The sequence below is a fragment of the Actinomyces sp. HMSC075B09 genome, assembly GCF_001812395.1.
GTDB lineage: Bacteria > Actinomycetota > Actinomycetes > Actinomycetales > Actinomycetaceae > Gleimia > Gleimia europaea.
This window is the reverse complement of the sequence record NZ_KV808731.1, coordinates 325,261-347,151: the sequence shown is the minus strand read 5'-3', so window position 1 is coordinate 347,151 and position 21,891 is coordinate 325,261. Positions and strand designations below refer to the sequence as shown.

Here is a 21,891-nt window from a genome sequence, read left to right as displayed (position 1 = left end):
CGGGCGAGGCTACTTGGCCGCCTCTTCGGTTTCGCCCCTGCGCACGGCATCTAGCATCAGTACGGCAACGTCCTTGATCTCAATGCCCTGCTGCGCGCCTGCGGGAGTGGGCGTGGAGCCCAGCATTTGTGAGCAGAACGGGCATGCCGTTGCAATAACCTCTGCGCCCGTCTGCCCGGCCTCGTCCACGCGCGCCTGCGAGATACGCACGCCCCGGGTTTCTTCCATCCATGCCCTGGCGCCGCCCGCACCGCAACACATTGCGCGCTCGCCCGAACGCGGCATTTCCACCATCTCAAGAGCGGGATCAGAACCGAGAAGAGTGCGCGGTGCCTCGTAAATCTGGTTGTGGCGACCCAAGAAGCATGGATCGTGATAGGTGATTTTGCGGCTTTCCTCGCCCGGCTTTGGCGGCACGGGAGTGAGGGCGCCTTCGCGAACCAGGCGGTTCAACAGCTGCGTGTGATGCACAACTTCGAATGTGCCGCCCAGTTCGGGGTATTCGTTAGCGATCGTGTTAAAGCAGTGCGCGCAAGAGACCACGATTTTCTTCACGTTCGCTTCGTTCAGTGTCTCGATAGTCTGCTGCGCGAGCATTTGGAACAACAGCTCGTTGCCGGCCCTGCGCGCCGGATCGCCCGTACACGTCTCCGCGTTACCCAGCACCGCGAACTTCACGCCCGCAACGTGCAGCAGCTCTGCGATTGCCCGCGTTGTTTTCTTCGCCTGATCGTCGTAGGCGCCCGCGCAACCAACCCAGAACACCCAGTCAACTTCGCTGGCGTCCTCCACGTCCTCACCTATGACGGGCACGTCGAACTCTAGGTCCTTAGCCCATTCCAGGCGCTTGCGCGGCGCCTGGTTGTACGGGTTGGCCTTCGTCTCCAGCGAACGGAACGGGCGCGCTAGTTCGCGGGGGAAGGCGGACTCCATCAGCACCTGGTGGCGGCGCATTCCCAAAATCGTGTCCAGGTGCTCAATGTCAACGGGGCACTGGTCTACGCACGCGCCACACATCGTGCAGTCCCACAGCGCATCCTCACAAACTACGTCGCCAATCAGCGGGCCGGCTTCCATAGAAACGCCGGTTTCGCCCGTGTTTCCAGACGCGATTAGGGCTTCTAAAACGTCAGGGGTGTGCGCGGTGTTGGGAACATTTGAATCGACGAGGACGTTGCCTTCCTTATCTTTGGTGTAGGCCTTGTCTCCGAGGGCTTCCATCTGTTCGACGGCGGCCACGTGGTCGCGCAGGGACAGGGTGAGTAGTTTGGGGGATAGGGGTTTGCCGGTGTTCCACGCGGGGCAAAGTTCTTGGCAGCGGCCGCATTCGGTGCAGGTCATGAAGTCTAGGCGTTGCTTCCACGTTAGGTCTGCAAGCGTGCCGGTGCCGAGCGTCGCGTCATCATCTAGCTCATCAAGCTGTTCTTCGCTCAGAAGCGGAGCCCCCTCCACAATGAGTGGCGAAGCCGCACCCAGGGTTTTGGAACCGTCGACGTTGCGGCGCGCATAAATATTGATGAGAGCGAGGAAGCGGTGCCATGCCACACCCATGCTGGTCTGCACGCCTACTACGGTCATCCACGCCATGGAGATCATGACTTTGAGGAATGACAGTACGGCTATCGAGTTGAGGAGGGCGGCGCTGGACATGCCGGCCAGGGCGTTTCCGAGCCATGCGGTGGTGGGGTAGTGCAGGGCCGTGGCATAGGCGGGGTTCAGGATTAGTTGGCCGCCTTCGTCGGTTACGCCGTTGATTGCTGCCGCGTAGTCGAGGGCGCGCAGGCCAATCACTGCGAGCACCACGGTCAGCACTACGAACTCAACGAAGTATGCCTGCCAGCGCGTGGATCCAAGGAACCTCGATGCTAGTGAGGTGGCTTGGCCGGTGCGGGTTTCACCTTCTGCTTCGTTGTTACGGCCGGAGCCGGACACAAGACGCAAGGTGATAAGGCCGATGATGCCAATGAGACTGGTCCATGCGAATAGTTCAACGATCCATTCCCACAGGGGAAAATGGTCGATTGCGCCCAAGGAGAATGAGGGCGCGCGAAGTTTACCCATGCCGGTAGCAAGAGTGAGCGCCAGGATAGGGAAGGAGAGCATGACGAACCAGTGCGCGATGCGAACGCCGGGCCGGCCACGGAACTCGCGGTGGCTCAGCACGGTTTTGATGGTCATCCACAGGCGCGGGCCAATCGGGCGGAGACGGCCGGGTGCGCTCTGACCGGTGGCAACGCGCTGGTACATGACTATGAGGGCGCGAACGAAGGTCAAGATCGCGACGATGGTCGCGATGACGGCGATCGCAAAAAGGGTTACGCGCAAGGTTGCAGGGGTCATGGCCTTCGCTCCTTCACGGTTTAGGGCCTGTCCGTATTATCGCTTTATTGCGCCGCCGTCTCAAAAATTCGCTAGTCTGATTCTGGCTATAAGCCAGTTAGCCGCTTTCGTTGCGAGTGAGGACAGTTTTGGTCACGATTTTGCTTCTTCATGCGTTGGCGGCTTGTCTTGCCCCGTTGCTCGGGCGAAAGTTGGGGCGAAATGTCCTGTTCCTAACCGCTTTGGCGCCGCTTAGTGCGGTGGTGTGGGCGCTTTCGTACACGAGGGAGGTGTTCACTTCTCCTCCGCAGTTCGTGTGGAATTGGGTGGGCGAGCTCTCTTTGGCAGTGGTGTTCAGGCTGGATCCACTGTCGTGGTTGATGACGCTGATTGTGAGCGGCGTGGGCACGCTGGTGATGCTGTATGCGGCGCGCTATTTTAGTTCTAATGCGGCTAGTTTGGGCCGGTTTTCTGCGATTTTCACAGCGTTCGCGGCGGCGATGCTCGGCCTTGTGACGGCTGACCATTTGCTTATTATTTATTTATTTTGGGAACTGACCACGGTATTTTCTTACCTGCTGATCGGTCACCATTTTGATAATCGTCCCGCTCGTGCGGCTGCCCGCCAATCTATTCAAGTCACCGGCTTTGGCGGCCTCGCGATGTTTGCCGGTTTTGTGATGGTGGCAGAGGCCCCGGGTGGCTCTTACGCGGTTCACGTGCTGGTAGAAAATGCTCGCACTGGTGTGCTCGATGTCGGTTCGGCACAGGTGATTGTGGCTGCCTTGCTGATCATTTTGGGTGCGAGCACCAAGTCGGCATTGGTGCCGCATCATTTTTGGCTCCCGGGCGCGATGGCAGCCCCCACGCCTGTGTCTGCGTACTTGCACGCGGCTGCGATGGTGAAGGCCGGCGTGTATTTGATTGCGCGTTTGACGCCGGGCTTTACAAATGTGCCGGGCTGGTCCCCGATAATAGTGGCGCTCGGTCTTGCCACTATGCTCCTTGGCTCGTATCGCGCGTTGCGGCAGTTCGATCTGAAGCTGGTGCTGGCCTATGGCACGGTGTCTCAGCTGGGTTTGATGAGCGCGGCAATGGCTTACGGCACGGCCGCAACTTACGCGGCGGGCATTGCGATGTTGGTGGCGCACGCCGTATTTAAGTCGGCGTTGTTCATGAGCGTTGGTTTGGTAGAGAAGGCCACGGGCACGCGCGATTTGCGTGAGCTCAACTGTCTGTACAAGCATCAGCCTGTGCTGGCCACGTCCGCCGCGGTGCTCGCGCTTTCAATGGCCGGCGTGCCGCCTCTGCTTGGTTTCTTGGGTAAAGAGGCGTTTATTACCAGTTTGTTTGAGGGAACTGGTGCCGGCTGGGCTACAAGCATCGCACCCCATTCGGCAGGAGCGAGCCTTGATGTTACTGCCTTGGTGATTTTGACGCTCGGTTCGGTGCTTACTGTCGCGTACTCGTGGCGCTACTGGTGGGGCGCATTTGGACGCAAACGCATCAAGATTGAGATGGATAACTCGCAGCTACCCGCCCTCACGCTGATCCCGGTGGTGGGGCTGGCGGGGGCTTCCTTCGCCGCAATCCAACCGGCGTGGCTCCAGACTTTGACGGAGTACATTACCGAGGGAGGAGTGGGCGAGCCACACATCGCGCTCTGGTCCGGACCCGGGCCTGCACTGATCACGGCAGTGATTCTGGCCGGAGGTGTGTGGACGGCGTGGCAGCGCCCCCGCATTGCGCGTATTCAGAGGCGTCTGGCTCCTAAACACCTGCATATTAGCGAAATCTACAGGTGGCTAATGCTGGAGCTGGAACACTTCGCATCGCTCATCACCTCTTTGTTCCACCGCGGTTCTTTGCCGTGGGATATAACCACGATTTTCGCGGTATTCGCAGCGGCAGTTGGTTTTGGCCTGGTCGAGGTCGGCCAGTCCGAGCTCAATCTGCGTTTATGGGATTCGGCTACGCAGGTTGGAATTGTGGCGCTCGCGGGTGTGGCTGCGTTTGTGGCGGCGAGGTCGCGTTCGCGTATTAACGCGGTGTTGGCGCTCGGCGTGGTGGGCACCGCGATTTCGCTGCTTTACATGACGTATGGCGCCCCGGATTTGGCGCTTACGCAAATGCTGGTCGAGGTTGTCTCCCTGGTTGTGTTCGTTCTGGTGTTGCGTTCCTTGCCGCAGAACTTCTCGGTGCGTTCGTTCGCGATTTCCCGTTGGGCGCGCATAGGTTTGGCGGGCGTTTTGGGAATCGTGGTCACGGGCGCAACTATCGTGGCTACTCAGGCCCGCGTTGCGGAGCCTATTTCTAACTTGATTCCTGCGGAAGCTTACTCGTTTGGTGCGGGTAAGAACGTGGTGAACGTGATCTTGGTGGACACACGCGCGTGGGATACGGTTGGTGAGCTTTCGGTCCTTCTCGTGACCGCTACGGGCGTTGCGTCGATGATTTATCTGGTGCGTCGTAGCTCAACGTTGGAGCGCGAGAGGCCTAAGACACCCGGCGCGTGGTTGCCGGCAATTTCGATGCTGTCGGCGCGTTCGCGCTCGCTGCTTCTAGAGGTTGGCACGCGGGTTTTGTTCCCCACGATGCTGGTCGCTTCCCTGTGGTTGCTCTGGGTGGGCCACAACAATCCGGGTGGCGGTTTTGCGGGCGGTGTCCTCGCGGGCATTGCGTTCACGTTGCGTTATATGGCAGGAGGCCGGTTCGAGCTGCGTGAGGCCAGCCGCGTGAATCCAGGTGCGCTGCTGGGCTTTGGTCTGTTCACTGCAACGGTTGGTGCGGTGATGCCGCTGGCATATGGAAACACGGTTTTGGAGTCTACGGAGATTGACCTCAGTTTCGGCGTGCTCGGCAATGTCCACTTCACGTCGGCACTGATTGTGGACGTGGGCGTGTACCTACTGGTTGTGGCGGTTGTTTTGGATTTGGTGACGGCCCTTGGTGGCCAGGTGGATAAGGATCGCGCGGAGGCCGAGCAGGCACAGGTGAAGAACAAGATGCCTGCGGGCGCGCTTAGCGACGTGAGGAGGGAGCCAAAGTGAGTACTCCTTCCCTGGTTGTGGTGATTCTTGCGGGCGTGCTGGTTGCGGTGGGCGCTTACCTGGTTATGGAGCGCACGCTAACGCGCATCCTGATTGGTTTGGCGCTGATGGGGCACGGCGTGAACGTGCTGTTCCTCGCGGCGAGTGGCCGTTCAGCGCGTCCGGCTTTGCTTGGTGAGGACGTGGATCCAACGATCATGGCTGATCCGCTCCCGCAGGCGATGATGCTGACCGCGATTGTGATTGGACTGGGTACTACCGCGTTTGGCATGGCGCTCGCGTACCGGTCGTGGCGTTTGTCTGGCCATGACGAGGTTGTTGATGATGTTGAGGATCGCCGGCTTGCGCGCAGGTTGGCGAAGGACCGTGTGGATGACTACGGGGTAGATGAGGTTACCGGTGAGGAAGATCCGCATCGCTTCTACGATGCGGAGGCCGTAGAGGATTCCGCGCGGGCGTCTGAGAGGGGACCTAGCCGAGGGGAGGGCGCCCGATGAACTGGATGCTCCCTATCCCCGTACTGCTGCCGCTATTGGCGGCGGGCTTTGCCCTTGTGTTTGTGCGCCGCCCGAAGTTGCAGCAGCTGATTTCGCTGGTGACGCTGACAACGGTGCTGGTGGTTGGCATCACGCTAGCGGTAGCGGCAAACTCCGGTCCGGTGGTGCTCGACGTGGGTTCGTGGGCGGCGCCTGTGGGTATCACGCTGGTGGCAGACCGGCTGTCCTCGCTGATGCTCGTGGTTTCGCAGATTGTGACGCTCGCGGTGCTTGTGTATTCGCTGGCGCAGAATCTCGCGGATGAAGATCCGGATGTGCCGGTTGCGATCTACCACCCCACATATTTGATTTTGATTGCGGGCGTTTCAAACTCGTTCCTAACGGGCGACCTTTTCAACCTGTACGTGGGTTTTGAGATTCTTCTTGCCGCCTCGTTTGTGTTGATCACCATTGGCGGTACGCGAGGTCGTATTCGTGCGGGCACGGTCTACGTGGTGGTTTCGCTGGTTTCGTCGGTGCTGTTCCTGATTGGTATTGGTCTGACGTATGCGGCTACGGGCACGGTTAATATGGCGCAGCTTTCCACGCGTCTTCGAGAGATTGATCCAAGTGTTGCGCTTACTATCCAGCTGGTTTTGCTGGTGGCGTTTGGAATTAAGGCGGCAGTGTTCCCGTTGGCCGCTTGGCTTCCCAATTCGTACCCGACGGCTCCGGCGCCGGTAACCGCTGTGTTTGCGGGTTTGTTAACCAAGGTGGGCATTTACGCGCTGATTCGTTTGCAGGTGTTGTTGTTCCCCGGCGAGGGCGTGTCGGTACTCCTAACAGTTGTGGGTATAGCGACGATGATTGTCGGTATTTTGGGTGCGATCGCACAGCACGATATGAGGCGTTTGCTGTCGTTTGTGTTGGTGTCTCACATTGGCTTCATGATTTGGGGCCTGGCTGTGGTGAACAAGGTGGGGCTTGCGGCGGCGATCTTCTACGCGGCTAACCACATTTTGGTTCAGACCACGCTGTTCTTGATTATCGGGTTGATTGAGCGTCACGAGGGCACTACGTCTTTGCGCGCTCTTGGGGGTTTGGCAAAAACTCATCCGATGCTTGCGATCATGTTCATGATTGCGGGGCTGAATCTCGTTGGTGTTCCTCCGTTTACGGGTTTCATTGGCAAGGTGGGGCTTGCGCAGTCGTCGGTGTTGCAGGGCCAGTGGGAAGGCTACGCGCTCCTCGCCGCCGGAATTATCACGTCGTTCCTGACACTGTATGCGCTTATCAAGGTGTGGAATTTCGCGTTTTGGCAGCCCAAGTCTGATACGCACGTGACGGATACTGATTTTGCTCAAGTGCGTGGGGCTAGGTATCAGAGGGCAACGCTACGCGCTGCCGAGGCAATCTCGCGGATTGCGGATTCAGATGACCGCATGCAGGTCCACTCTCGTACCCGAAGAGAGATGGAGGGGTCGGCTGTTACGCGCTTGATGTATGCTTCGGCGGCCTCGCTGATTTTGGTTATGTTTGCGATGACTGCGGGGGCGGGTCCGATCTACGCGTATGCTTCGAATGCTGCGCTTGATCAGATGGAGCGCTCCGCCTACTTGCACGCGGTATTGCAAGACGATGGCCGCGGGGCAGGTAAGTCGAAGTTCGCCGCCGCGGATGCGCCAAAGATTTTGCAAGATTATGCGAAGTCGGCGCAGGAGGATTTGATTCGGGATTACAGCCGTGACGGGCGCGAGCTGGAGCCAGAGAAGCGCCAGACCGGACAGGAGCTATGGCGTTACCAGTGGCATGCTCCGTTCATTCTTGACGAGAATAATGAGCACATTCAGAGCCACATTTTAGGTATGAAGTTGGCGCGGGATTATTCGGCGGCGTTCCCGAGGACGGGGCTGGCAAATGAGTAGGGTGAGAGCTTTCGCGTCAAAGCGGCTGTCGCTTTCTATGACGTTGTGGTTGCTGGTTTTGTGGACGCTGTTGTTCGCGAAGTTCGATCCACTGGTGTTGCTGAGCGGCCTGCTGGTAGCGCTCTTTATCCAGCTGATTTTCCCTTTGCCGCGCTCGCGGTTCTTCGAGCATTTCCGGTTCCGCCAGGGTTTGATTCTTGCTGGCGTGTTCTTGGCGGACATGGTGAAGGCGGCTGTTCACGTTGCAAGCGTAGTTGTGACAGGTCGCGATTATGAGTGTGGGGTTGTGCGAATCAATTTGCGCAGTAGCGCGGATATTACGATGGCGGTTACCGCGGCGATGATCAATTTGGTGCCGGGCACAATCGTGGTTGAGTTGAAGCGCCGCGAGGGCATCATTTACCTACACGTGTTCGATCTTGAGGCCCAGGGCGGCGTTGAAGGCGTGAGGGCGGCTTCGCTGGCGCAGGAGGAACGCGTGTTGAAGGCACTGGCTTCCGCGCAGACGTTGGACACCGTGGGGGTGAAGCTGTGAGCACTTTGATAACGGTGATTTTGTTTGTTGCTCTGATGGCGATGATTGCAACCGCGTTTATGACTCTGGTGCGGCTGACATTAGGGCCGAGCATTATGGATCGGGCGGTTGCCTCGGATGTGCTTGCGGTGGCGGCTGCGGGAATAACGCTGGTGATTGCAGTGCGAACGGATCGCACGGATGTGCTGGTACTCGCCATTATCTTTTCGATGGTTGGATTCATGTATTCGGTAACGCTGGGACGTTTTTCGGAGCGCCCGCGCGATACTACGGACGCGGCTACTACGCCGGAGCAGTTGCGCGCACAGGAGGTGCGTTTGATGCGTGAGGCGCAAAGCGAACTCCACGCGGAGGAGCGCGAGGCAATCAAGGCGGCCCGCGAGGCGCAGGTTTCGAAGCAGTCGGCTAAGAGCGTCGCCGATGCGGGCGAGCGTGCGAAGCAGACGTCAAAGAAGGCATCGAAGAAGGCGAGTGAGAAGCATGAATAGTTTCGAGGCCGTGTGGGATCTGCTGGGTGCATTGCTTCTGCTCGGCGGTGCTTCGTTCATGCTGGTGAGCGGCGTGGGGTTGCTCCGTTTGCGCGACACGTATTCGCGCATGCACGCTTCGGCAAAAACCCAGTGGTTGGGCGTGTTCTTGATGGCTACGGGCGCGGCTGTGTCCATGCGTTCGTGGCAGTGGGTTGCGGCGGCCTTGCTGATTGTTGTGTTGCAGACGGTGTCATCTCCAATTGGTTCGCAGTTGATGGCGCGCGCAACGTATCGCAATCAGGAGTTTGAGACAGCTGATCTGGTGATTGATGAGTTGCTGGTTGATAACGAGCAGGCGGAGGCAATCGCGATTAAGCACCCGCGTTCACGCTATGGTTTTGCAAGGCCAAAGGATTATCCAGATTTGGATTCGTCCACAACTGAGGCCGGTTGAGTCCATTTTTTGAAGCGCCCCGCAACTGGTTTTGTGAATGTGTAATGATGAGGGCGTGCGTGAAGATGAACTGCTGGATGCAGACTTTTCTGATTCGGATAAACCTAAAGATGAATGTGGCGTTTTTGGGGTGTGGGCGCCGGGCGAGGAAGTATCTCGTTTAACGTATTTCGGGTTGTACGCCCTCCAGCATAGAGGTCAGCAGTCGGCGGGTATTGCTGCTTCCGATGGTAAGAGCATCATGGTTTATAAGGACATGGGGCTCGTTTCGCAGGTGTTTAATGACGAGGCTCTTTCAACGCTTGAGGGGCATCTGGCTATCGGGCACGTGCGTTACGCAACGAAGGCGGCGGCTGAGTGGAAGCATTCGCAGCCGATGTTGGGGCCTACTGCTACGGGTTCGATTGCGCTTGGTAATAACGGAAACGTGACGAATGCGGCCCAGTTGCGCGATTTGGCAAATAAGGTTTCGCATCGCCCGATTGACGATGATGCGACGGGCACGCAGATTGTTACGGCGCTACTGGGTGGGTACGGCACTGAGAAGGGCTGTGAACAGCATCTGGGGGAGGGGATGCAAACTGAACGCGGTTCGCTGATTGAGGCAGCGAAGAACGTGTTGCCGCGTCTTCAGGGTGGTTTCTCGATGGTGTTTATGGATGAGCGCACGCTGTATGGCGCGCGTGATCCGCACGGTTTGCGCCCACTGGTTTTGGGACGTTTGGATACGGGTTGGGTGCTTGCATCTGAGACCGCGGCGCTCGATATTGTGGGCGCGTCGTTTATTCGCGAGGTGGAGCCGGGTGAGCTGATCGCGATTGATTCAGACGGTATGCGCTCGTTTAAGTTCGGTAAGGCTACTCCGCACGGCTGCGTGTTTGAGTACGTATATATCGCTAGGCCGGATACGAGGATTGCGGGCAGGTCGATTAGTTTGGCGCGTCAAGAGATGGGCGCCGCACTGGCTCGCGAGCATCCTGTGGATGCCGATTATGTGATTGCAACGCCAGAGTCTGGCACGCCCGCAGCGATTGGCTACGCGCAACAGTCCGGTATCCCGTACGCGCAGGGTTTTGTGAAGAACAGTTACGTGGGCCGCACGTTTATTCAACCTACGCAGAGTTTGCGTCAGCGCGGTATTCGGCTCAAGCTGAATCCGCTGCGCGACATTGTGCAGGGTAAGCGCCTGGTTGTGGTGGATGATTCGATTGTGCGGGGCAATACGCAAAGGCAGATTGTGAGGATGCTTCGCGAGGCCGGGGCAAGTGAGATTCACGTGCGTATTTCGTCGCCGCCGGTGGGCTGGCCGTGTTTCTTTGGGATTGATTTCCCAACGAGGGCGGAACTGATTTCCTCGGTGATGGACGTGGACGCGATTTGTGAGTGGATTGGCGCGGATTCCTTGGGGTATTTGTCGCTGGAAGACATGGTTGCCGCGTCGGGGCAGCCGGCGGATAGCTTGTGTTTGGCTTGTTTTAATGGACAGTATCCGGTGCCCGTCCCACCGGGAACTCCGATTCCGGGTACGCCTGGCGTGACTAAGTGAGGTTTGTATGGTTGATTACGCTGCTGCGGGTGTTGATATTGAGGCGGGTGACCGCGCGGTTGAGCTGATGAAGGCCGCGGTTGCAAAGTCTCATAATGCCACGGTGTTTGGTGATTCGGGTGGTTTTGCCGGGATGATCGACGCGTCGGCGTTGAAGGGGATGAAGAGGCCTCTGCTCGCCTCGTCTACGGATGGTGTTGGAACAAAGATCGCGATCGCGCAGGCGATGGGGGTCCATGACACGATTGGTCAGGATCTTGTGGCGATGGTTGTGGATGACCTGGTGGTAATGGGTGCGAGGCCGTTGCTGATGACAGATTACATTGCAACGGGCCGGGTAGAACCGCAAAAGATTGCAGATATTGTGCGCGGGGTGGCGCAGGCTTGTGCGCAGGTGGATTGCCCTTTGATTGGTGGCGAGACCGCGGAGCATCCCGGTTTGATGGATCCGGAGGATTACGACATTGCGGGCGCTGCAACGGGCGTGGTTGATGCTGATGAGATGCTTGGTGCTCACCGCGTGACGGTTGGCGATGTCTTGATTGGTATTTCGTCTTCGGGCTTGCATTCGAATGGCTATTCGTTGGTTCGCAAGATTGTGGCTGACTCGGGGTGGAAGCTTGATCGGGAAGTGCCGGAGTTTGGCCGCACGCTCGGTGAGGAACTGCTTGAGCCCACGCGCTTGTACACGAAGCAGATGCTATCGATGATCGAGTCGCTTCCCCGCGGCGCGGTGAAGGCTTTGTCCCACATTACGGGCGGCGGGTTGGGCGCGAACATTTCGCGCGTTATCCCTACGGGTTTTATTGCGCGAGTGGATCGTTCATCTTGGACCATGCCGCCGGTTTTTTCTACGCTTTCTAAGCTCGGCGGAGTCAGTTGGGACGCGATGGAGCAGACGTTCAACTTGGGCGTTGGCATGGTCGCGATTGTGGATGAGGCCGCAGCTGATGAAGCGCTGGGATTCTTGATGGCTGTTGGCGGCGAGCCGTGGGTGTTGGGCGAGGTCGAACTTTCTTCGTCTTCGCTGCAGGTAGCGGATTCGGATCGTTTGGTACAGGGCGCTAAGGGAGTGCAGGCAGGAGCGGCCCTACTGACGGGAAGCTACCGGCTCTAGGAACTGCTCACTTATAGGTTGGTCAAGCATAACGAATCGGGAGGGTGCTTGCCCTCCCGATTTTCGTTTGACTATTTGTTTTGGGTGTTACGACTCATTTGTAATCGTCGTAGTCATCCCAGTTGTCTTCGTCGGTTGCCGGGGGAATATCCCCGTACGGATCGTTCGATTCGCCTCGCTCAGCAGCGAGTTCACGCTGCAGAGCGTCAAAGTCGGTCTCGGGTGAAGCATATTTTAGCTTCCGAGCCACCTTTGTTTGCTTGGCCTTCTGACGGCCGCGCCCCATTGGCGTCGACCCCCTCCACAGTGTCTTGCGGATTCCCGTGGGAACCCTGAGCGTCTAATGGTCTTTCAAGCGCCTATTCTAACGAAAATCGGACAGATTATCCTAACGTCAAAAAGTGTATTAGGGATTTTCTGCGGGTTTTCCGTGGTTGTTTGGCATTTCGATTTCAAATAGTGGATCTATTTGCGCAGTTTCTTGAGTCCGACGAGGAGGCCGAGCGCTACGCCCACTGACGCGAATTTGGCCAGTGCGCGCGGATCGCCTTTGAGGGCAGCTTTGGCTTCATCTGCGGTTTCTTGACCAAACTGCGTGGCTTTTTCGCCGGCGCGTGTGGCAGCGGCTTTGGCTTGTTCGCGCGGATTTAGGCGGCTGCTGAGCTCGTTGACGGTGGACTGCATCGCAAGGCGCGTGCGCAGGATTTCAGCTTCGATCTCTTCGACGGTGCGAGGGGTTTCGCTCACTTTTCCAATCCCTTCTTTGCTGCGGCGACGTTTAGCTTCATGTTGTCGCCCGGGTTCGGCTTGTCTGCCAGGCCTTTCTTGAGGAGGAGGGCTCCAACTGCTGCCAGGATGATAACGATGAGCAGGAGGATGCCCGCGGTGATGAGGGCTGCAAGCCAGGGGGCTACAACGTTTGCGAAGCCAAGCTCGATGGTGCGGAAGATCCATCCGAGTAGGTAGAGGGCGAATACGCCCGCACCTGCGAGGAGGGCGCCCCCAACGCCGGCTTTCTTGGCAAGCGTGGTTGCTTTGACCTTGGTTAGTTCGATCTCGCCGCGGATCAGGGTGGTGATCTGGTTGGACAGTTCGTTGACTAGCTGCCCGATGCTTGTGTTGGGGCGAGACTGCGTTGTCTCCACAATTACTGGCGTGGCTGGTTTGGACCTGTCGACTGCCATCTTGAACTCCTCGAGTGGGTCGGTTGTGTTGCGGCCTTGTTGGCTGCGAATACTTGTGCGCGGGGCACACTGCTTCTAGTTTGTCACGAATCGCTGTTGGTCGCTTGAAATAGTGGTGCTTTCTGGCTGAAACTCACATGCTCATTCGGAGGTGATGGATTCGAGAATTGGTGCACGTGCCGCGCGCCGGGCGGGACCAACGGCGGCGAGGATCCCAATGATGATGGTTCCGGCGAGTAGCGCGCGCAGGGTTGTCCAGGGGACTGAGAGCACGGAGATGCCTACTTCTTTGGTGTAGGTGACTAGGCCGATGCCGGTTCCAAGCCCGATGAGGATGCCGATGATGGTGCCGTATAGGGAGGTGAGGATCGCTTCGGTGATGATTGTCCCGGCGATTTGGAGTTTGCCGGTGCCGATGGCTCGCATGAGTGCGATCTCGGTGGTGCGCTCGTTGACGGCAAGTCCGAGCGTGTTGATGATGCCGACGATTGCCACGACGATGGAGAGGCCGAGCAGGGCGTAGAGGATGGCAAGCACCGTGTTGATGGTGTTACCGATCTCGGAGACCAGATCGGTTTTGGTGTAGACGGCGATGGTGGGTTGGTCAGCGAGAGTTGCGCGAACGTTTTCCTGCACTTCGTCTAGGGGTAGGTCGGTTTTGAAGACGGTGACGAAGGAACGCCCCACTGCGGTCAGGCCCAGTTCCTCGAGCGTATCGGGGGCGACTAGGGAGGTCGTGGTGAGGATTGTGGAGTCGTGGATTCCGCCGATGGTTATGGTTTTTGGCCCAAGGTTGCCAAGGACGGTGAGCTCGTCGCCAACGGTGAGTCCCAGTGCTTGCGCGCTGTTCTTGGATAGCAGGATTTGGCCGCGGTTGATGTTAGAGAGGGCGCCGCTGGCCATGGGTACTTTGAAGTCGGTGGTGAGGCGGGTGGTGTCCACGGTGGTGAGTGCAAGGGGGAAGGTCTCGCCATCGACGGTGGTGGGCGCGAATGCGCTGGTGTAGGAGTCTCCTACGGATTTCACGCCCTTAGTGGCTCGGATCCTGGCTATGACTTCATCGGTGATGGATTCTCCGGGGCTGATGGGGGTGATGGTGAGGTCGGCGTGTAGCTCGGATTGGATGGCTTCGGTGGTGGAAGCCTGCACGGACGATGCCAGTACGGTTCCAAGGGTTACGAGGCCCATTCCGATGATGAGGGCGCCGGCGGTGGCGCCGGTGCGCCGGGGGTTGCGAACGGCATTCTTGGTACCGATGCGCAGCGCTACGAGCCGGGTTTTGCGCAACGCGAGGGCGGGGAGGGTGAGGATTCCTTTGGCGAGGGCGGGCGAGGCAATGAGCGCGCCGATGACTACGGCTCCCGCGCCAAGTCCTAGGGAGGTGCCCGCCCAGGTAACGGCCTGTTTCGCGCCAAGGTAGACGCCTGCGGCCCCAACTGCGATGAGTGCGCAACCAATGAGGGCGCGCGGCCAAAGCGGTGCTTCACGTACTCCGGAGACTTCGCGCATGGCTTCTACCGGCGGGGTGTGCGCGGCGGCGCGGGCGGGAAGGATCGCGCCAACGAGGGTTACTGCGATGCCCACAATCAGCGCGGTAATGATGACGTCGCGGGGTAGCGCGGTGATAAGAGAGGTGACCATTCCGGCTTTGAGAAGGCCGAATGATGCCAGAGTTAGTAGACCGGTGCCAGCGAGGAGTCCGAGTGCGGATCCAATGACCCCGATAACCAGGGCTTGAATGGCAACTTGAAGGAAGATTTGTAGGGGAGAGGCCCCAACGGCACGCAGGTAGGCGAACTCCTTTTGCCGAGCTTTGACGGCCATGTGGAAGGTGTTGGCGATGATGAAGGTGGAGACGCCGAGAGCGAGGACAATGAATACGAGTAGGAACGTGGTGACGAATCCAAGGGTGTCTTTGACGTTGTCGGCGGCCTCCTCGATCGCGTCATCGCTGGACCTGATGGTGTAGTCCGCTCCGAGGCTGTTCTTGATGTTGCGAATGGCGGCGCCCAGGTCCGTGTCGATTTCGGTTTGTACGGCGATGGCGCTTACCAGTTCAGGCGTTTGGCTGAGCGAACGCGCGGTCTCCTGGTCGAAAGCAATGATGTTAATGGGCGAGACTTCCGCGGCCAGGTGCACGATGCCTACGATTTGGGCGTGGTGCCTTTCGCCCCCGGCGATGTATTCGATCCGGTCGCCAACGGCAAGGTTGTAGCGTTTCAAGGCGGCTGCTTCGAACGCGATTTCGTTTTCACTGCGCGGTGTTTTGCCTTCAATCGTCCAGGGGGTGAAGCCGGTGAGCGCGCCGGTGGCAAGGGTGACGGTGCCTACGCCGGTGGCAGGTGATCCGTCTTGAAGCACGGTGATGGGGCTCATGTACACGGGCTGGGCGTCTTTAACGCCGTTTATGCCGCGGATTGTGTCAGCCGCGCCGGCGTCGATTCGTGCGCGCTGGCTCGAGTCGTCGGAGATCGGGTTGCCTTCCACCTGAATGGTGCCGAATGTGGTGGAGGCAAAGGATTGTACGAAGGTGTCTTCGAGGCTGGTTCGCAGGGCGAGTGTGCCGGCGAGGAATGCAACGCCGAGTACCACTGACAAGATTGTCATGAGGAACCGGGTGGCGTGCGCCCAGACGTCGCGCAGGGCTATTTTGATCACGCCTGCTCCTTACCGTTTTGCGCGTTGTTTTGTTCGGGTTTAACGCGTTTGACGATGGGGATTTGGCCGGTCAGTTCAAGGTCGTCCTCGGGAATGACGGATCCGGGAAGGTCATGCAGCAGTTTCTGCGCGCGGATCAGAAGGTCTTGCGTTTCGGCGTCGAGTTCACCGGTTGGCGCAATGCGTCGTAGCGCTTCGTCAAGGGTTTCGCCGGGTTGGCGTTCGGCGTCTTGAAAGCCTTCGGATTTGGCGGGCATGGTTTGATTTTCGAGGACCGCTTCGTGCTCGCCGGGCGCGGACGTAGGCGTGGGGGTGGAATCTTCGCTTGGTACGGGGTGGCTCGCAGTCTCGCGATCGTCTTGCGGGTCGGTTTCACGCAGGGTGTCGAGTTCGCGCAGGGCATCCAAAACGGCGTCAGGTGTGGGCTGGCGCAGTTCGGCAACGATGCGTCCGTCTACAAGAAAGAGGATGCGATCGGCGTGTGACGCGGCGGTTGGGTCGTGGGTGACCATGACGACGGTTTGCTCAAAGGCGTCCACGGCTTCGCGCAGGAATTTGAGTACTTGAGTGGAGGATTTGGAGTCTAGGTTTCCGGTTGGTTCGTCGGCGAACACAACGGTTGGTTCGGTGATGAGGGCGCGGGCGCAGGCAACGCGTTGCTGTTGTCCACCAGACATTTCGGCGGGTCGGTGAGTGAGGCGGTCGCGCAGGCCAACGGCGTCAACGATGGTGTCGAAGCGTTCTTTGGAGACGGTCTTCTTGGCGATGTCGGCTGGCAGAGTGATGTTTTCTCGCGCGGTGAGTGTGGGGATGAGGTTGAAGGATTGGAAGATGAATCCGATTTGTTCGCGCCGCAGTTTGGTGAGTTTACGCTCGGACATGTTCGAGATCGTGTTGCCGTCCAGGGTTACGTCTCCGCTTGTTATGGAGTCGAGGCCGGCTAGGCAGTGCATGAGTGTGGATTTGCCTGATCCGGATGGACCCATGATGGCGGTGAACTCGCCGCGTCCGATGGTGACATCTACGGATTTGAGGGCGGTGACGGCGGCGTTGCCTTTGCCGTAGGTTTTGGTGAGGCCGCGGGCAATGATCGCGGGATCGGTGGGGGTGGTTAGGGCCTGGAGTACACTCATGTGTCTATTGTCGTTGAAATGGCCGCTGTTTGCGATGTGCACGCGAATGTCCACTAACGCTGATTCTGATTTAGTGCCAGCTTTAGAGTCTTGGGTACAGAAAAACCCTCGGATTTCCGAGGGTTACCTGTGCCTCCGACCGGCGTCGATCCGGTGACCTTTCGATTTTCAGTCGAACGCTCTACCAACTGAGCTACAGAGGCTCTGGTCAAGTTTTCTTGACCGAGCGACCCCGACCGGGCTCGAACCGGCGACCTCCGCCGTGACAGGGCGGCGCGCTAACCAACTGCGCTACGGGGCCTTGGTGCGAAGATTATATTACCGGCCTTTTGAACCCTTGCCAAATTAGTGCGTTACTTTATGCGTGTGAGCATGCTCTCCCTAATTTTCAAGGTAGCGCCGGTGCTTTGAATCGTTCATGAGGGGCGTGAGAAGAGCGGTTTTGGCATGAAAAAAAGACCCTTGCGGGTCTTAGTAGAAGTGGCGACCCCGACCGGGCTCGAACCGGCGACCTCCGCCGTGACAGGGCGGCGCGCTAACCAACTGCGCTACGGGGCCAACGTACCCCCAACGGGATTCGAACCCGTGCCGCCGCCGTGAAAGGGCGGTGTCCTAGGCCGCTAGACGATGGGGGCCTCTGCTCGCTATGCATGCGATCAGACTCGTCAAAGTCTACGCGACTTACCTTCATGTTGGCAAAGCGTGAAGTTGTGAAGCCTCTCACCGGCGTTCAAGTTGTTGTGGGTATGCCGCGCCGAAAAGAAAATGTCCGCTCCTGCCCCTACTCTTTAAGTATGGATGGTAACGCTGAAGAAGCTGTACAGGATGCGCTGAACCTGCTCCAACTATTCGCGGGTGTGGCAGTTGGTGTGCTGGTTTCGCTGGTGATAGCGATGCTGGCGTGGGCCGCGCTGCGGGTGGTATCGCGAAAGTCCGATAACTTCGCTTGGCTTGCAAGACGTGTGAAGATCCCGTTCTTCGCACTGTTCTTGGTGGCAGGCGCGTGGGTTGGCCTGAATTACATGGTGCAGGTGCTCCCAACGGATGCGGCTACATGGATTCCGCTCCTGCAGCACACGCTGCTGATTATCACAATCGTGATGGTCAGTTGGATGTGTTACGCCGGTGCGTACGTCATTGAGGACGTCGCGAAGCATCGTAAGGAGGCAACGGGCTCGCGCCGTCTTGCTACTCAGGCTCAGATGCTGCGCCGAATCGTGCAGTTGGTTGTCGTGATTTTGGGCGCGGTAGCGGTGATTTTGACATTCCCATCGGCTCGAATAGCGATGGGTTCGATTTTGGCGTCGGCCGGTGTGATTTCTTTGGTCGCAGGCATTGCGGCGCAAGATTCGCTGTCGAATACGTTCGCGGGTTTGCAGATCACGTTTACAGACGCGATTCGTGTGGGCGACGTGGTGGTGGTTGATGACCAGTTCGGAACGATTGAGGAGATCACGCTGACCTACGTCGTGCTGGCGGCGTGGGATGATCGGAGCTTCATTGTTCCGTCCACCCATTTCACGCAGAATAAGTTTGAGAACTGGACGCGCGCTAATACGAAGCTTGCCGGCACTGTGGAGCTGAAGTTGGATTGGCGTGCGCCCGTGCCTTTGATCCGGAGGGAAGTTGAGCGTCTGCTTGAAGAAACGGATCTGTGGGATAGGCGCAGCTCTAGCGTGCAGGTTACGGATGCAACGGACGGGTGGATGCTCGTTCGCGTTGCGTTGACGGCCAGGAATTCTGGTGACCTGTGGGATTTGCGTTGTTATATGCGTGAGCATTTGATCGATTGGGTGGTTGAGAACGCCCCTTACGCTCTGACTCGTACTCGCGTGCAAAAAGAGGACGTGGTTGAAGTTAACCTGGATCGCTCTGAGCGTGAGATTGTGGAGCTCGCTAACGAGTTGCGTGATATCGAGCGTGAGGGCGAGAAGAGTGCGGTGCGCCCTGACCCTGAGGAGCCGCCGGCGCAAACAAAGCAGGAGGCTCGTATGCGTGCGGCGAAGAACCGGGCTAGCAAGGTGCGTCGCAAGCGATTGCGTGACCGCAAGGTGACCACGAAAGTGCTGGCCGAGCCGGAGTCTACGCGCGTGTTGTCGCCCGCAGAACTCCTTGCGATCCAGCGGGGCACGAGCCCGGAAGTTCCCGCTAATGATGATGCCCGGGGCGCGGATGATAGCGCGGTGACGTCAACGGTTGGGGATCGTTTGTATTCGGGAAGTGAAGAGGCCGAGGCGCGGTCGAAAAAACTAGAGGGCCCCTCGGAGGAAATGCAGCGCAAGCGGGTTGAGACGCAGACTTTGCGGGCGCTTCGCCTTGGTGATATTTCTGAGGAAACCGCGATCAATAAGCTTGGCGGCGATGAGCCTGCCCGGCAGTTGGTGGAGGCGGAGATGAAGCGGATTCAAGATGAGGAGCAGGAATAGTTATGGAAACTCCTAAGGTTGATGTGAATGCGGCGGCTCGTACGCAGGCGCAGTGGCGTGAGGTCTTGAATCCGATGGAATACCACGTGTTGCGTGAGGCGGGCACGGAGCGTCCCTTCACTGGCGAATTGTTGAATGAGGACCGCGAAGGGATTTACCGTTGCCGCGCTTGCGGCGCGCAGTTGTTCCGCTCGCAGACGAAGTTTGATGCCGGCTGTGGTTGGCCCTCGTTTTATAAGTCAGAGGACGCCGCGGTGAAGTATGTTGAGGACACTTCGCATGGAATGGTGCGCACCGAGGTGCGTTGCGCGAATTGTGATTCGCACTTGGGGCACCTGTTTGATGATGCGCCGCAGACTCCTACGGGGCAGCGTTACTGCATGAACTCCGTGTCGCTTTCGTTTGAGCATACTGCGGGTGAATAGTTCGGGAAGGCGCGCGTTAGCGCCGGCGCTGTTTATTGCGTCCGGGACAACCCAGTACACGGGTGCCGCGTTTGCGGTGGTGTTGTTTTCGGTTATGGCGCCTACGACGGTGGCGTGGTGGCGAGTCACGATTGCTGCACTGGTATTGCTGGCGTGGCGCAGGCCGTGGCGGGAGCATTTGACGCTTCGCGAGGTGGGCGCGTCAGCTCTGTTTGGCGTGGTCATGTCCGGAATGAATATAGCGTTTTATGAGGCTGTAGCTCGCTTAGATTTAGGTGTCGCTGTCTCGCTGGAGTTCCTCGGCCCCGTGGTGGTCGCAGTGTTTTTCGGGCGAGGATGGCTCAGTAAACTTGCGGGCCTGGTGGCTTTTGCGGGGGTTTTGCTGATCTCCGGTTTTGGTATTGATAGGACTAGCTCCGCTGGAGTGTCGGGGTTCTTGTGGGCGATGTTGGCAGGCGGCTTGTGGGCGGGCTATATCCTGATTGGGCGCCGGATCGCGAGGGCAAGGTCGGGCCTCACTTCACTTTCGATTGCAACGGCCACGGGTTCACTGGTGTATTTCCCCGTGGTGGCGGGCAACTTCTTGTCGGCATTCGAGTCTACGCAGATCTTCTTGACGGTGGTGGGCGTAGCGTTCTTGTCTACGGTGATTCCGTATTCCATTGAGCAGGTCATTATGAGCTGGATCGACGCGCCTACATTCGCGTTGCTAAACGCGTTGCTCCCAGCAACGTCGTTGGTTGTGGGGGCTGTGGTGTTGCGCCAGTTCCCGGCGTGGCCAGCAGTTGCGGGTTTGGTGTTCGTGTCGGTTGCTGTGTGGATGGCGTCGAGGCCTCCTAGGGATCAACAAAAGAGAACTCTAAATATTGACAAAACCTGACCTCAGCTTGGTTAAAACATTACTTCGCTAGTTTTAGTTAGCTGTATTTTGTGCGAATCGTCGCTCATTCAGCATTTGCGCGCGAAGTCTGGCTCGTTTTCTGGAAAGTTAGAAGGTGTAAGGCCCGGCATGAGCCGGGCTTGTTAAAGCATTGAGAAGGGGTTTTCCATAATGGGAGCTATTATTTGGTACATCATTGTTGGCGCGATTATTGGTGCGCTTGCTCGCTTGTTCATGAAGGGTGAGCAGCCAATGGGTATCGTGTGGACGATTATTCTTGGCGCGCTTGGTGCAGGTATTGGCGGCTGGATCGCGGGTGCTATCGGTGTTGGCTCTGTTCTTGAATGGATCATCTCGATTCTGGTTGCGATGGGCTTGATTAGCTTGTATTTGAGCTTCGCGGCTAAGAAGAACTAGTTTTCGCATTGTTGAGGAGGGAGCCGCTGGCTCCCTCCTCTTTTGTTGCTGCGGTAATGGGTTTAGGTTTTGGCAGTTGCCCTGCTAGGCGTTAAAATGGTGCCTACGGGCCTATAGCTCAATTGGCAGAGCAACGGACTTTTAATCCGTGGGTCCCGGGTTCGATTCCCGGTGGGCCCACCCGGCGGATGCCCCTGCGAGAGCAGGGGTTTTCGCATATCCAGGCACAAATGGCGCAGTATTTGGCGGCGACGTTACGCGCGGGATCGCATGGAAGGTGGCTGCTACTTGTCTTTACAACTTACTGCGGCGATTGGCGCTTGGGCGGCATGAACCGGCGTTGTTTCACCCATGATGATGTTTGCGCCTTGGGGGATCTGGTAGAGGTAGCAATAATGTCCGGGACGGATGTGCGTCCTGGAGTGGGGGCAGGAAGGCGATGCTAGTTGGATCTTGTAGCGTGTTACGGGTAGCGTCTTAGAAATCGCCGATGAATCATTAGTCTTAGTGGCGCGGGAAGTGTTTGAGTCGATTGTTCCCGCAACCTAATCGACGTGACGCAAATCACTAAAAAGCTTGTGAGCATGGTGCCAAAATTGCACCCTGCTTTTTGTTTTTTCGCATTTTTACATCGGTTTAACTCGTCGTTAACGCGTCAGATGACTTCTTCGTAGTTGGTGTCTTGTCCTGCTTCCACAGTGGTGGTGGCTTCCTTGTAATCGCGGGCCACAAAGTATCTGCATCCGGCTTGTTTTCAGGTCTGGCCTTCAAAGGTGGCGAGGTATTCGTTGCGGCGCCTTAGTTCTCGCGTCTTTGTTTGGGTTTCCGGTTAGTCAATGGTGACTGGTGGCTGGCGGTCACTTTATGCCCTTTGCT

General features: G+C 58.0%; 18 protein-coding genes and 5 tRNA genes. 13 read left to right on the top strand and 10 right to left on the bottom strand.

Going from position 1 to position 21,891, the window contains the following annotated elements:
- Nucleotides 1-9 precede the first annotated feature (9 nt).
- Nucleotides 10-2,340 carry a (Fe-S)-binding protein gene (locus HMPREF2854_RS02445; protein WP_070618490.1) on the bottom strand — a complete coding sequence of 777 codons (2,331 nt, stop codon included), beginning with the start codon at nt 2,338-2,340 and terminating at the stop codon, nt 10-12.
- 116 nt (nt 2,341-2,456) lie between these two features.
- Here HMPREF2854_RS02445 and HMPREF2854_RS02440 point away from each other — a divergent pair, with 116 nt between their 5' ends.
- From HMPREF2854_RS02440 to purM, 8 genes are read left to right on the top strand one after another with little or no spacing between them, the layout of a single operon-like run.
- Entirely contained in the window at nt 2,457-5,369 is a 2,913-nt protein-coding gene (locus HMPREF2854_RS02440; protein ID WP_261666635.1) for a Na+/H+ antiporter subunit A, read from the top strand.
- The gene (locus HMPREF2854_RS02435) at nt 5,366-5,866 is read left to right on the top strand and encodes a Na(+)/H(+) antiporter subunit C (RefSeq protein WP_070618485.1); all 501 of its coding nucleotides are present in this window, start codon (nt 5,366-5,368) and stop codon (nt 5,864-5,866) included. The genes HMPREF2854_RS02440 and HMPREF2854_RS02435 overlap by 4 nt, the downstream gene beginning before the upstream one ends.
- The gene (locus HMPREF2854_RS02430) at nt 5,863-7,770 is read left to right on the top strand and encodes a Na+/H+ antiporter subunit D (RefSeq protein WP_070618482.1); all 1,908 of its coding nucleotides are present in this window, start codon (nt 5,863-5,865) and stop codon (nt 7,768-7,770) included. Before HMPREF2854_RS02435 ends, HMPREF2854_RS02430 begins: the two co-directional genes overlap by 4 nt.
- A complete protein-coding gene (locus HMPREF2854_RS02425) occupies nt 7,763-8,305 on the top strand; it encodes a Na+/H+ antiporter subunit E (protein WP_083309328.1) in 543 nt (180 codons plus the stop codon). The genes HMPREF2854_RS02430 and HMPREF2854_RS02425 overlap by 8 nt, the downstream gene beginning before the upstream one ends.
- Nucleotides 8,302-8,793 (top strand): MrpF/PhaF family protein, encoded by a 492-nt coding sequence (locus tag HMPREF2854_RS02420; RefSeq protein WP_070618476.1) that lies wholly within the window; start codon nt 8,302-8,304, stop codon nt 8,791-8,793. Before HMPREF2854_RS02425 ends, HMPREF2854_RS02420 begins: the two co-directional genes overlap by 4 nt.
- Nucleotides 8,786-9,229 carry a monovalent cation/H(+) antiporter subunit G gene (mnhG, locus tag HMPREF2854_RS02415; RefSeq protein WP_070618473.1) on the top strand — a complete coding sequence of 148 codons (444 nt, stop codon included), beginning with the start codon at nt 8,786-8,788 and terminating at the stop codon, nt 9,227-9,229. Before HMPREF2854_RS02420 ends, mnhG begins: the two co-directional genes overlap by 8 nt.
- 37 nt (nt 9,230-9,266) lie before the next feature.
- Nucleotides 9,267-10,775 carry an amidophosphoribosyltransferase gene (gene purF, locus HMPREF2854_RS02410; RefSeq protein WP_070618470.1) on the top strand — a complete coding sequence of 503 codons (1,509 nt, stop codon included), beginning with the start codon at nt 9,267-9,269 and terminating at the stop codon, nt 10,773-10,775.
- A 7-nt stretch (nt 10,776-10,782) separates the two neighbouring features.
- A complete protein-coding gene (purM, locus tag HMPREF2854_RS02405) occupies nt 10,783-11,892 on the top strand; it encodes a phosphoribosylformylglycinamidine cyclo-ligase (protein ID WP_070618467.1) in 1,110 nt (369 codons plus the stop codon).
- Between the two features lie 94 nt (nt 11,893-11,986).
- Here the strand turns inward: purM and HMPREF2854_RS02400 are convergent, their stop codons facing one another.
- The 9 genes from HMPREF2854_RS02400 to HMPREF2854_RS02360 form a co-directional block, all read right to left on the bottom strand.
- Nucleotides 11,987-12,178 (bottom strand): DUF3073 domain-containing protein, encoded by a 192-nt coding sequence (locus tag HMPREF2854_RS02400; RefSeq protein WP_070618464.1) that lies wholly within the window; start codon nt 12,176-12,178, stop codon nt 11,987-11,989.
- Between the two features lie 179 nt (nt 12,179-12,357).
- Complete coding sequence (locus HMPREF2854_RS08705) at nt 12,358-12,639, bottom strand: DUF3618 domain-containing protein (protein ID WP_070618461.1); 282 nt, start codon at nt 12,637-12,639, stop codon at nt 12,358-12,360.
- Entirely contained in the window at nt 12,636-13,076 is a 441-nt protein-coding gene (locus HMPREF2854_RS02390) for a phage holin family protein (protein WP_070618458.1), read from the bottom strand. The genes HMPREF2854_RS08705 and HMPREF2854_RS02390 overlap by 4 nt, the downstream gene beginning before the upstream one ends.
- Nucleotides 13,077-13,217: 141 nt before the next feature.
- Entirely contained in the window at nt 13,218-15,734 is a 2,517-nt protein-coding gene (locus HMPREF2854_RS02385; RefSeq protein ID WP_070618455.1) for an ABC transporter permease, read from the bottom strand.
- Complete coding sequence (locus HMPREF2854_RS02380) at nt 15,731-16,867, bottom strand: ABC transporter ATP-binding protein (RefSeq protein WP_148130873.1); 1,137 nt, start codon at nt 16,865-16,867, stop codon at nt 15,731-15,733. Before HMPREF2854_RS02380 ends, HMPREF2854_RS02385 begins: the two co-directional genes overlap by 4 nt.
- A gap of 130 nt (nt 16,868-16,997) precedes the next feature.
- Nucleotides 16,998-17,070: transfer RNA gene (locus HMPREF2854_RS02375), tRNA-Phe, on the bottom strand.
- A 24-nt stretch (nt 17,071-17,094) separates the two neighbouring features.
- A tRNA-Asp gene (locus HMPREF2854_RS02370) sits at nt 17,095-17,168 on the bottom strand.
- Between the two features lie 180 nt (nt 17,169-17,348).
- Nucleotides 17,349-17,425: transfer RNA gene (locus HMPREF2854_RS02365), tRNA-Asp, on the bottom strand.
- 4 nt (nt 17,426-17,429) lie between these two features.
- Nucleotides 17,430-17,502, bottom strand: a tRNA-Glu gene (locus tag HMPREF2854_RS02360).
- Nucleotides 17,503-17,556: 54 nt separating this feature from the next.
- Between HMPREF2854_RS02360 and HMPREF2854_RS02355 the strand changes: the two genes are divergently transcribed.
- The 5 genes from HMPREF2854_RS02355 to HMPREF2854_RS02335 all read left to right on the top strand — a co-directional run bounded on the left by HMPREF2854_RS02355 (nt 17,557) and on the right by HMPREF2854_RS02335 (nt 21,195).
- A complete protein-coding gene (locus tag HMPREF2854_RS02355; RefSeq protein ID WP_261666634.1) occupies nt 17,557-19,293 on the top strand; it encodes a mechanosensitive ion channel family protein in 1,737 nt (578 codons plus the stop codon).
- A 2-nt stretch (nt 19,294-19,295) separates the two neighbouring features.
- Nucleotides 19,296-19,718 carry a peptide-methionine (R)-S-oxide reductase MsrB gene (msrB, locus tag HMPREF2854_RS02350; protein ID WP_070618448.1) on the top strand — a complete coding sequence of 141 codons (423 nt, stop codon included), beginning with the start codon at nt 19,296-19,298 and terminating at the stop codon, nt 19,716-19,718.
- Nucleotides 19,711-20,598: an EamA family transporter gene (locus HMPREF2854_RS02345; protein WP_070618445.1), complete on the top strand. Its 888-nt coding sequence runs from the start codon at nt 19,711-19,713 to the stop codon at nt 20,596-20,598. Before msrB ends, HMPREF2854_RS02345 begins: the two co-directional genes overlap by 8 nt.
- A 171-nt stretch (nt 20,599-20,769) precedes the next feature.
- On the top strand, nt 20,770-21,015 hold the full coding sequence (locus HMPREF2854_RS02340) for a GlsB/YeaQ/YmgE family stress response membrane protein (protein WP_070618442.1): 246 nt from the start codon (nt 20,770-20,772) through the stop codon (nt 21,013-21,015).
- Between the two features lie 107 nt (nt 21,016-21,122).
- Nucleotides 21,123-21,195: transfer RNA gene (locus tag HMPREF2854_RS02335), tRNA-Lys, on the top strand.
- Nucleotides 21,196-21,891: the final 696 nt, after the last annotated feature.